Annotated in this window: 10 protein-coding genes; 1 reads left to right on the top strand and 9 read right to left on the bottom strand. The window is 43.3% G+C overall.

All coding sequences use genetic code 11. The annotated features are described in order from the left end of the window. From ACW12G_RS04355 to ACW12G_RS04345, 3 genes are all read right to left on the bottom strand, one after another. Window positions 1-163 (bottom strand): ROK family protein (locus tag ACW12G_RS04355; protein WP_455647365.1); only part of this gene is annotated, 163 nt, incomplete at its 3' end. A gap of 81 nt (window positions 164-244) precedes the next feature. After that, entirely contained in the window at window positions 245-1,516 is a 1,272-nt protein-coding gene (locus tag ACW12G_RS04350; protein WP_455647364.1) for a glycoside hydrolase family 32 protein, read from the bottom strand. A 9-nt stretch (window positions 1,517-1,525) separates the two neighbouring features. After that, the gene (locus tag ACW12G_RS04345) at window positions 1,526-3,490 is read right to left on the bottom strand and encodes a sucrose-specific PTS transporter subunit IIBC (protein ID WP_455647363.1); all 1,965 of its coding nucleotides are present in this window, start codon (window positions 3,488-3,490) and stop codon (window positions 1,526-1,528) included. Window positions 3,491-3,674: 184 nt separating this feature from the next. Here ACW12G_RS04345 and ACW12G_RS04340 point away from each other — a divergent pair, with 184 nt between their 5' ends. Continuing rightward, entirely contained in the window at window positions 3,675-4,646 is a 972-nt protein-coding gene (locus tag ACW12G_RS04340; RefSeq protein WP_455647362.1) for a LacI family DNA-binding transcriptional regulator, read from the top strand. A 41-nt stretch (window positions 4,647-4,687) separates the two neighbouring features. Here the strand turns inward: ACW12G_RS04340 and ACW12G_RS04335 are convergent, their stop codons facing one another. From ACW12G_RS04335 to ACW12G_RS04310, 6 genes are all read right to left on the bottom strand, one after another. After that, a complete protein-coding gene (locus ACW12G_RS04335) occupies window positions 4,688-4,873 on the bottom strand; it encodes a 2-hydroxymuconate tautomerase (protein ID WP_010000495.1) in 186 nt (61 codons plus the stop codon). A 2-nt stretch (window positions 4,874-4,875) separates the two neighbouring features. Continuing rightward, window positions 4,876-5,865, bottom strand: a complete 990-nt coding sequence (locus ACW12G_RS04330; protein WP_455647361.1) for a YitT family protein — start codon at window positions 5,863-5,865, stop codon at window positions 4,876-4,878. 116 nt (window positions 5,866-5,981) lie between these two features. Beyond that, window positions 5,982-7,328, bottom strand: a complete 1,347-nt coding sequence (gene glnA / locus ACW12G_RS04325) for a type I glutamate--ammonia ligase (RefSeq protein WP_455647360.1) — start codon at window positions 7,326-7,328, stop codon at window positions 5,982-5,984. 49 nt (window positions 7,329-7,377) lie between these two features. Continuing rightward, the gene (locus ACW12G_RS04320) at window positions 7,378-7,713 is read right to left on the bottom strand and encodes a MerR family transcriptional regulator (RefSeq protein WP_010000499.1); all 336 of its coding nucleotides are present in this window, start codon (window positions 7,711-7,713) and stop codon (window positions 7,378-7,380) included. 130 nt (window positions 7,714-7,843) lie between these two features. After that, on the bottom strand, window positions 7,844-10,525 hold the full coding sequence (gene polA, locus ACW12G_RS04315) for a DNA polymerase I (protein WP_455647359.1): 2,682 nt from the start codon (window positions 10,523-10,525) through the stop codon (window positions 7,844-7,846). 79 nt (window positions 10,526-10,604) lie between these two features. Further along, window positions 10,605-11,282 (bottom strand): Bax inhibitor-1/YccA family protein (locus tag ACW12G_RS04310; RefSeq protein WP_455647358.1); only part of this gene is annotated, 678 nt, incomplete at its 5' end.

The following is an 11,282-nucleotide window of genomic DNA, read 5'->3' as shown; positions in this document are numbered from 1 at the left end:
CGTCGATGTTATCATATTGGTCAAAGAACGCAATCACCTGATCTAACGTCTTTTCGCCATCCAATGTTGGGAAGGCTGTTCGATCGATAATGTTAAAGTCTTCATCGGCAACAGCCACCACAAACTTTGTACCACCTGCTTCAATTGCACCTAATAGTCCCATTCTTTTACCTCTTTATGCGATGTTAACCCTATTTTGAGCAACACCTTTACGTACTAGCGTCTTCAATATCACAATAGCTGCCTAGAAATAACGTCCCGTCATAACCTGCAAACCATCTTCAGTATAAACTTCAATCACATCATTGTCTACAATCAGCAAGAGTTCATCCAGGTTGCCCGTCATTTGACGCGTATCTAAACGATGATCTTCCCACTGTTGCCGTTCAAAATACAACGTTTGGCCCACTCGCTTTAATGTGGCATGATCACCTAGGGCCACCGACCAATCCGTATCAGTCTGTACACGATATTGACCAACCGTCAGATGATAAAGCGACTGAATGTCAAGCACTGTTGGCGCCAATATTTCTTGGATTGGCTGTTGCACTAAGTGATTGTCGGCTGTGACGTGTAATGCCCGTGGTACCGTTAACACATGTACCCAATCGGCTGTGGCAATTGTTGGCACAGCCGCTTCCCGTTCGGGTGTCATCATACCAGCCCATCCCCACATGATGCGTCGCCCGTCAGGTGCGTTCATAGTCTGTGGGGCATAGAATTCAAACCCTTGATCAACTTCTTCAAAGTCTGTTTCGACCTGAAAACGTGCCGTTGTTTCATCAAAAGTGCCAATCACATACCCCGTGTTATGAATGTTCTCATATCGATGATGCACATGATCTGGTGCTAACCCTTGTGGAGAAAACATCAAAATTTGCTTGCCATCGACAGTGATCAATCCTGGACATTCCAGCATATAACCACGAACGTCGCGTAATTGATCGCCTAGCAATGAGCCTTTAAATGTCCAGTTCTTAAAATCAACCGATTCATAAATGATAATATCGCCAACTTGATTATCGTGTTGCGCCCCTAAAATCAAGAAATAATGTCCATTATCACCCTGCCAAACCATTGGATCTCGCACATCTTTGGTAAACCCTGCCGGATGAGGAAATAATTCACCGAGTTTTTCAAAATGAATCCCATCATCACTCACCGCCCACATTTGTGATGATTTCACACTGTGACCAGCCGCATCGCGCACGTTACCAGTATAGAAGACGTAGAGTCGATCATCTTTGACAAAAGCAGCGCCCGAGTAGATACCGGCCGAATCCAAATTTTCCAGTGACGGCTTTAAAGCGGATTCAACCCGACGCCATGTCTTCAAATCATCTGAAATAAAATGGCCCCACTCTTTATACTTATGGTCGCAAGCCTTTGGATTCCACTGGTAAAAAACGTGGTACTGGCCTTTAAAAAATACGAGGCCGTTGGGATCATTAAGTAACCCTTTGGTTGGATATAAGTGATATTTCTCAAAAGCAATCGTATCATTTGTAACTAACATTTAAACTCCTTAAACTGGTGCAACAATCAGATTTTCAGCCGCTGCTTCGGGTACAGCAGTCAGAACAACATCAGTTGGGACAACCTTTGACCCAAACGGCTTGTCATGGACTACTTTCTCATATGATTGACTGTTGGTCACCACAACCATCGTTGTGACCGGATAGCCGGCATCAGCAATGACTTGCTTATCAAATGTACCAAGCACTGTCCCCTTCGTGACATACTGGCCTTGAACAACTTCTGACGTAAAGCCCTTACCTTCCAAGTTAACCGTATCAATCCCGACGTGAATTAATACTTCAACACCGTCATCTGTTTTCAAGCCATAAGCGTGTTTTGTCGCATAAGCAACGGTGATCAGGCCATCGGCTGGCGCTACGATTTGATTATCACTTGGTTCAATCGCAACACCTTGTCCCATCATACCACTTGAGAAAACTGGATCATTTACCGTGGCAATATCCACTAATGCACCAGCAACTGGCGCATTTACAGACAAGCCAACAGCAACGACTGTTTCATCAGGCACAACTGGTGCCTTTGGTGTATCTGAAGCAGGCATGTGTGAGCGGCCGTAAACAAACGTTACCACAAACGCGAGCACAAAGGCAATAATCATTGAGATAAAGAAGCCAACCCACTTATTTGCTGGAATTGCAATGAAACCAATCAAACCAGCTGGGCCAAGTGATGAGGACATCACATGGAACAAGCCCATCATCAAGCTAGCAACACCAGAAGCCCCTAAGGCGATAAAGAATGGGAATTTGTACTTAAGGTTGACCCCAAACAAGGCAGGTTCAGTGATACCAAGCATCGCTGAGGCGCCGGCTGATGATGCCAAGGCACGCATCTTTGGATTTCCCTTGGCCAAGAAATAGATCGCAAAGGTTGCGGCCCCTTGCGCCACGTTAGCTGAAGCAGCAATTGGGAAAATAAAGTCACCACCAGTTTTGGCGATATTGGCTAACAATTGGGTTTCAATCGCTGGGAAACTTTGATGCAAGCCAGTAATCACAATGGCTGAATAGAATGATCCAAAGATACCATAACCAATAAAGCCAAAGGTTGTCACCATCCAAGTCAACCCATCGGTGATACCGTTTGAGATGACGCGCAAGATTGGTCCGACCACAATGAAGGTCACAAATCGTGTAATCAACATCGCAAGCTTTGGCGTAAATTTAAAGTCAATCGCCCCTTTCAAATGCTTATGGAAGAACTTTTCCAAAGTGGCAAGAATAAAGGCAACCCCGATAATTGGTAACACTTGACCTTGATAACCAGCTTGGGCAACATGCAAACCAAACAAATCCCAAGTTGGCATCTTACCGGTTGCCACCGCTTCAGCCACGTTATAACCGTTGACCAGGCTTGGCATCACCAACATCATACCAGCCGCAGCACCCAGGATTTCACTCCCACCAAACCGCCGTGTCGCTGTAATCCCAATCAAAATGGGTAAGAAGGCAAATGGTGCCGACGCCATTAGGTTAACCATTTCAGCTAAGCCAGTAATTTGTGGGAACATCTGAACCAATGACTTTGGTCCAAACATACCAACACCGGTCAAGATGTTATTCAAGGCCATTAGTAGACCACCAGCAACCAAGGCTGGAATCAGTGGCACAAAGATATCAGACAAAACTTTAATCAAATCCATAATTGGATTTTTCTTACCAGACTGTGCGGCAATCTGCTTCAAGTCATCTGTTGAGGCTTGTTTAACGCCGGTTAGCTTCACAAATTCATCATAAACACCATTCACATCGCCAGGTCCAACAATGATTTGATACTGACCATTTGCGTTAAAGGTCCCTTTCAAATCCGGATCATTGTCTAAAGCGTCTTGATCAATTTTCTTGACGTCCTTGACGACAAGTCGTAACCGTGTGGCACAGTGCGCTGCAGCAATAATGTTGTCTTGTTCGACCGCGTTTGCCACGCGCTTTGCTACTTCATCATACTTCATTGGATTTTCCTCTACTCAGTTTAAAACGAGCTGTTAAAACAGCACTGCCAATCTTACAAATACGTATTACGGAACCGGTTCTTTATTACACTGTCATTGTAACCGCTTACAAATTATTTTGCAACCCCCACTTTTTTTGCTGAATATCGCAACAACCGTTGGTATTTCTGATATGATTAAGGTTATGAATAAGAAAGTCACAATTAATGACATTGCCAAAATGGCAAATGTTGCCAAAAGTACGGTCTCACGTTACCTCAATGGTGGTTCTGTGAGTGCCCACACCCGACAAAAAATTGATCGGATTGTAAAAGAATATCGCTATACCCCCAACACTTTTGCCCAAAGTCTTAAGCAACAAAAAAATCATACGATTGGCGTCATTGTACCCCGCTTGGATTCCATTGCCCAATCAGATATGCTTCGTGGTTTGGACGAAAACAACCATGATGACACTTTTTTAATTGTCAATGCCTATCAAGATCCTGAGCGCGAATTAGCCGCAATTGAAAAATTACACGCCCAAAATGTCGGCGGCATCATTTTGTTAACGGCTAATTTAACTGACGCCATTCGTGAGGCTTTAATGGCTTCGCCACTGCCAATTGTCATTCAAGGCCAAGACGAACCGAATTTTCACCGTGTCATTATGGCTGATCGTCAGGGCGGCGAGGCTGTTGGTGCCTATATTAAGACCTTAAATCCTGAAAATGTTTTATTGTTAAATGTCGATGCCAAAGCGGATCATGCTGTTGGCTATGAACGTTTCATGGGGATTAAAGCCGCGCTGACAAATATTCCCTATACCGAAGTGATTACCGACTTTAAACTCGATACCGCCAAGCGCGATGCCAAAATGGCTATGGCCGCCGATCAGTACGATCTTGTGATTGGTGCCACTGACCGTATTGTGGTTGGTGCCATGCAGGCTGGCTACGCATTGCAGCAAACACCACAATATATTGGCTTTGGTCAATCGTTTTTTAGCGAAACCGTGACCCCAAATCTAACTAGCTTTGAATTTAATTTTTTTGAAGCAGGTAAACAGCTCTATCAGCTGTTTACTAAAGTCCGTGATGCACAGCCACAAACTATCCAACGTGTCGTGATCGATGGCCAATTGGTTATTCGGGATTCAACGCAACCAAAACAATAAAAAAAGCGTGTGTCACGTATGACACACGCTTTTTTATTCACTTATTGATCACTCTTTAACACGCCGCCAACTGCGTAACGATCTTTAGGCATTTCACGTACAATAACGTGTACCGCTTCACGTGCTGCACCAGCATCTTCAACAATCACATCCGTGATGTCTTTCACCATTTTAGCGAGTTGTGCTTGTGTGCGACCTTCTAATAATTCAACTTGTACAATAGGCATAGTTAGATATCCTTTCTTTGTTCGACTTCAATTTGATCTAATTGCGCTTCTAATTGCAGATCAGCTTCAATTTGTGCTTCAACCGTTTCAAATTTTGGTACGGCAACGGCTTTTTTCATTTGCAACTGGCGGTCAGAGTCAAAGAATTCCCCTGACACACTGACCGTACTCATCAGATTGATAAAGGCTTTGGGATCTGTCCGATGGACAATCTCTTGCATTTCAACCAATTCATAACGTGATAATACCATCATCAACGTCATAGAATCACGCTTTGTATAAGCCCCTTTTGATGGCAAAATAGTAATCCCACGAATCAGATCCTTATGCAAAGCGGTAACCACTTCGTCGCCTTTTGAGGTCACAATCATGGCCGTCAACTTTTGATAACCGGTATAAATGGCAACAACAGCGCGCCCAGAAGCATAAATCCCGATTAACGTGAACAAGGCATTTTGCCAACCAATATAGGTACCGGCAACAATCACCACAACAAAGTTAATCCCGTTCATCAAGGCGCCGATTGACTTTCCCGTACGCTTCTGAACGACCATGGCAACAATGTCCATCCCACCGGTCGAAAAGCCATAACGCATGGCCAGCCCAATTGATACACCTAACAATAAACCACCAAACAGTGAGGCAAGTAAGGGTTCAGTTGTCAAAGCTTGTGTTGGGGCAAGAATTTGCAAAAATGACACAAAAATTGAATTCAAAAAACTCAAAATTGTAAATTTACCACCGATTAACTTCCAGCCAATAATCCCAATTGGGATGTTGAAAATCATAATGAACACACCAGTTTGGACATTCATATGAAAGACTTGCGCAAAGAAAATCGCCAAAAGCTGTGCAATACCGTTAAACCCACTTGAGAACACATTATTAGGGATTAAGAAGGCATTCAAAGCCAAGACCTGGACGCAGGCACTTGCGATAAATACAATCGCAATTAGCCAAGCTTTTCGCCAGTCAATTGTTATGTTTTTCATGTCGTTGACACGCTCCTCAGTCTATTAAAACACTCCCTTTATCATAACAAAAAAGCTACGACTTGTCGTGGCTTTTCTGATGAATTAATGTGCCCTAATGGCCAAAGCAGCAGCCATTAATAGTTTTCAAGATAGGCGTCAGTTTCCCATTGTGAGACGAACTGACGATATGATGTATATTCAATCTTCTTAGCTTCAATAAACTTATCCGCAATATGCGTACCAATAGCCGCAATCACCGTATCATCCTTCGCCAATTCACGCACAGCAGCCAACAATGTGTCTGGCAAGTCTGTGATACCAGCCTTTGTGCGTTCTGTTTCATCCATCAAGTAGATGTTCTTATCAACAGATGCCAATGGTTCAAGTTCGTTCTTGATCCCATCCAAACCAGCAGCTAATACCGCAGCCAATGTTGTATAAGGGTTAGCCGTTGGATCCACTGAACGTAATTCCAAACGTGTTGACTTACCACGAGAAGCCGGTACGCGTACCATTGGTGAACGGTTTGAGGCAGACCATGCCACATAAACCGGTGCTTCAAAACCAGGTGTCAAACGCTTGTATGAGTTGACAGTTGGGTTTGCCAAAGCTGTGAAATCTGTCGCGTGCGGCAACAAACCGCCCAAGTAGTTATAAGCTGTCTTTGACAAGCCCATTTCATCTGATGTGTCTTCAAAAGCATTTTCTGAATCGCGGAACAATGACATGTTGGTGTGCATGCCTGACCCGTTAATCCCAGCAACTGGCTTTGGCATAAATGTCGCAAAGTAACCATTCTTACGCGCAATGGTCTTCACAACCAACTTAAATGTCTGAATGTTGTCGGCTGCTTCCAAAGCAGAAGCGTACTTGAAGTCAACTTCATGTTGCCCTTCCGCAACTTCGTGGTGAGCCGCTTCAATTTCAAAGCCCATCTTTTCCAAAGTCAACACGATTTCACGGCGGACATTTTCACCCATATCAAGTGGGGCCAAGTCAAAGTAGCCACCCTTATCGTTCAATTCAGTGGTTGGGTTACCGTTGGCGTCCAACTTGAACAAGAAAAATTCTGGTTCTGTGCCAACGTTAAATGATGTGAAACCAGCAGCTTTAGCTTCTGCCAAAACCTTGCGCAAAGCATAACGTGGGTCACCAGCAAATGGTTCGCGATCAGCCGTATAGATATCAGCAATCAAACGTGCAACCTTACCACCATGCTCATCTGTTGCCCATGGGAAAATCATAAAGGTTGACAAGTCAGGGTAAAGATACATATCTGATTCGTTAATACGCACGAATCCTTCAATTGATGACCCGTCAAACATCAAATTGTTGTTTAACACTTTGTCCAATTGTGATGTTGGCACTTCAACGTTCTTGATTGCACCAAAAACATCGGTAAATGTGACACGGATGAACTCCACATTTTCATCTGCAACAATTTGCTTAATTTCTTCTTTTGTATATGACTTGCGTGCCATGATTTTCCTTTCTTCCTACACCAATATTGAAATGCCCAGCATTTCAAAACTAACGACCAAACCGACCAATTTGCGCAAATTCTTTTTGCAATGATCGACGTAATGCTGTTTCCGAATCAGGTTGCCCTTCTGCTTTGCGGCGCTTTTTTGCGAAGATTTCTTGAATATCTTTGATTGAATCACCCGCATCTAGAAAATCTTTGATTTCTAGTAAGCGATCCACGTCATTCAATGAAAATCGACGCTGACCGCCCTTCCCGCGATTTGGCGTAATTAACTGATTTTGTTCATAATATCGAATCTGACGATCAGTTAATAGGGTCAATTCACGGACGGTGCCAATCGGCAGAATTGCTAAATTTCTTCTCAATTCACGTTCGCTCATTTAACAACCTCCGTTAACATATCTATATTCTAAGCTAAATCTGGCGATTTTGATAATACATGTCAGCTTTTATAACATGAGAAAATAAGGTCCCTATTTTAACGCGCAAAAAAGCGTGCTAAAAGCACGCTTACTTGGCATCATACCATGTTTTACCATAATGGCTTTCAACCTGCATAGGGACATCCAAAGTCACAGCTGAATCCATCACTTGGGTCACCAATGCTGTCAATGCGGGTATTTCAGACGTTGGTGCTTCAAAAATCAATTCATCGTGGACCTGCAGTAACATCCGTGCTTGCATGTTATTTTCTGCTAAGGCGTCGGCCACCTTAATCATCGCAATCTTGATAATATCCGCAGCGGATCCTTGAATTGGTGAATTCATCGCGGTTCGTTCCGCAAAACTCCGCAAGTTAAAGTTTTTGGCATGAATATCAGGTAAGTAACGGCGCCGCTTGGCAATGGTTTCCACATACCCTTGTGCATGTGCAACCGCCTTAATATTTTCCATCCACTCATGTACTTTAGGGAATTCTTTAAAATACGTTTCAATAAACTGTTTGGCTTGCACACGGGAAATCCCCAGATTATTGGCCAAACCAAAATCAGAAATCCCGTAGACAATCCCAAAGTTAACCGCTTTTGCCGTTCGCCGTTGTAACGCATTAACTGGTGCTTGACTATCTAAACCAAAGACGGCACGTGCCGTTTCGGCATGAATATCTTCGCCATTTAAGAACGCCTGTTGCATATTTTTGTCACCTGTCATATGCGCCAGCACGCGTAATTCAATTTGCGAATAATCCGCGCCAAAAATTTGCCAATCTGGTTGACTCGGCACAAAAGCCGTCCGAATTTGACGTCCTTCATCAGAACGCATCGGAATATTTTGCAAATTAGGATCAACTGATGACAAGCGGCCCGTTTGCGTTAAGGTCTGTAAGAAACGCGTGTGAATTTTGCTATCTTTTTGATTGACAACCGCTAATAGGCCATCCACATAGGTGGATTTTAGCTTGGCCAATTGCCGGTATTGTAAAATATAATCGACAATTGGGGCTTGATGTGCTAACTTTTCCAGGACATCAACTGCCGTTGAATAACCAGTTTTCGTTTTTTTGATGACTGGCAAGCCCATTTTTTCAAACAACAACACCCCGAGTTGCTTCGGTGAATTAATGTTGAATTTTTCCCCAGCTTCTAGATAAATGGCATCTTCAATCGCCTGAATACGACCAGTTAAATCTGTCCCAATTTCTACTAAACGCGCTTGGTTAATGGCAATACCACGGTATTCCATATCGGCTAACACGTGGGCTAAAGGCAACTCAATATCAGTGTACAAATGCATTTGCTCATGATCAGTTAAAGCCGCTAAAGTGGGCGTTTCCAACTGCATTAACGCATCCGCCTTTTGACCAAGATGCGTCAAGACCTGATCTACGTCTTCTGGCACCGCAAACTTGGCTCCCTTGCCATAAACTTCTTCATCTGGCTGCACATATACATCAAAACGTTGGGCCAACGTTGAGAGTTCATTATCATTTGCTGTCGTATCGAGCAAGTAAGCTGCCAACAAAAAATCAAAATCAACACCCTGCAACGCTAAGCCCAGGCGCTTAAACAACACCAATTGTGCTTTGACGTTAAAAACGTTTTTGATGATAGCTGGATTTTCAATTACCGCGCGCAGTTCCGGTGTTTGCAGTAAGGACAAATCATGACTACCATAGTAACCCACTGTTGGATTACCAATAACAAAACCAATCATGTCATCTTCATGATAGTTTTGGCCGGCCATTTCGATATGCAAGGCAATTTTGTCGCCCATCATCGCCACCGCTCGTAAATTATCTGCCTGCAATGGCACAACATTCACCACTGGTTCCGGCACTATCGCTTGACTAGTCAGCTGACCAGATTGTTTTAAGGCTTTAATTTTAGCCAATTGTTGTTTAAAATCGATATCTTCATAGAATGGTGCCAACCCATCATAATCAATACCGCGATATTCAATTTCCGTCAGTGGTAATTCAAGATCAGCGTCTGTCCGAATCGTTGCTAATTGCCGTGCTGTGTAAGCAGCTTCGCGATCGTTAATCAAATTCTCTTTCATTTTTGACGGCTTCATCTCATCGATTTGAGCATAAAGATTATCCAAATCGTGATACTGGGCTAACAATTTCAACGCTGTCTTTTCCCCAACCTTAGTAACGCCAGGATAATTATCAGACGTATCACCAGTTAGGGCCTTTTTCTCAATAATTTGTAGCGGTGTCAAGCCATACTTTTCTTGAATATAGGCTGGTGTAAAACGCTCAATTTCCGTCACACCTTTTTTCGTCACGTTCACTGTGATGTTATCCGTTGCGAGTTGGATTAAATCTTGGTCGCCCGTCACAATGGTTACCTGATAGCCGGCAGCTTCACCTAAACGCGAAAATGTCCCAATGATATCATCGGCTTCCAATCCAGGATGTTCATAATTGCGTAAGCCATGTAAAGCGACCATTTCACGCAGATAGGGAAACTGTTCTTTGAACTCTTCTGGTGCCTTTGATCGGCCGTCTTTATAACCTGCAAATAAGTCACCACGGAAGGTTTCTTTGCCCGATGCTGCATCCCAGGCTACCACAGCTAGATCAGGTTGCATGGGATCCACGATTTGGTCTAGAAAGTTATTAAAAGCGAACAAGGCGTTGGTGTGGAGCCCATTATGCGCAATCATCCGATCCAATTGATTATACATGGCATAAAACGCACGAAATGCGAGCGAATTACCATCAATTAAAAGTAGTGTCTTTGTCATTTTATCTTCCTTTACGTAGTTCTAGTGTAACAAAAAAACAGCCTTTCGGCTGCTTTGTCTTGTCTTTCGACAATTAAACTTAATCTCTTGAGTTACCAATACCAAAGATTTGAATAAAGGCAAAGAACAAGTTAACAAAGTCAAGATAGAGACGCAAGGCCCCATTGACTGCCAAGCCCGTTGTATCAACTTGACCAGCATATTGACCGTACATCACCTTCAAGTTTTGGTTATCATAGGCTGTATACAAAGCAAAGATAATCACGGTTACCCCTGAAATCAATAATGAGACAATACCATTATAGAAAAATAGGTTAATCAATGATGCAATGATCAAACCAATCAACATGCCAAACAAAATTGATCCCATACCTGTTAAATCACGCTTCGTGAACACACCATAAAGTGCCATACCACCAAAGACTGAAGCAGCTGAGGCGAAAGCCATCATGACTGAAGCACCGGTATAAACCGCCAACAACAAGCCCAATGTCAACCCTTCAATCACGGCAAAGGCCATTAAGAGACCAAACGCACGTGCTGGGTTTTTAAATGTAGCGCGACCAATCATGGTCATGATCAAGATTTGAATCCCAAACAAGGCCAATGTTCCGATCAAATTACCGGCAATCAAGGCATAAACTTGTGCTAAGAAAAACTTTTGTACAATGAAGCCAGTGAACGCTGTCACTAAGACTGCAATGCCCATAAAGCTATAAGTTTGTTTAAAGAACGCACGCATCCCTGCGTCCATGCC

This window comes from Leuconostoc sp. (assembly GCF_965300815.1).
The sequence above is the reverse complement of the archived record's forward strand: the minus strand, read 5'-3'. Positions and strand labels throughout refer to the sequence as shown.

Coding starts and splice junctions, on each gene's coding strand:
- glnA (WP_455647360.1), bottom strand. CDS start 7,328: ATGGCACGCAAGTCATATACAAAAGAAGAAATTAAGCAAATTGTTGCA.
- ACW12G_RS04350 (WP_455647364.1), bottom strand. CDS start 1,516: ATGTTAGTTACAAATGATACGATTGCTTTTGAGAAATATCACTTATAT.
- polA (WP_455647359.1), bottom strand. CDS start 10,525: ATGACAAAGACACTACTTTTAATTGATGGTAATTCGCTCGCATTTCGT.
- ACW12G_RS04345 (WP_455647363.1), bottom strand. CDS start 3,490: ATGAAGTATGATGAAGTAGCAAAGCGCGTGGCAAACGCGGTCGAACAA.
- ACW12G_RS04340 (WP_455647362.1), top strand. CDS start 3,675: ATGAATAAGAAAGTCACAATTAATGACATTGCCAAAATGGCAAATGTT.
- ACW12G_RS04330 (WP_455647361.1), bottom strand. CDS start 5,865: ATGAAAAACATAACAATTGACTGGCGAAAAGCTTGGCTAATTGCGATT.
- ACW12G_RS04335 (WP_010000495.1), bottom strand. CDS start 4,873: ATGCCTATTGTACAAGTTGAATTATTAGAAGGTCGCACACAAGCACAA.
- ACW12G_RS04320 (WP_010000499.1), bottom strand. CDS start 7,713: ATGAGCGAACGTGAATTGAGAAGAAATTTAGCAATTCTGCCGATTGGC.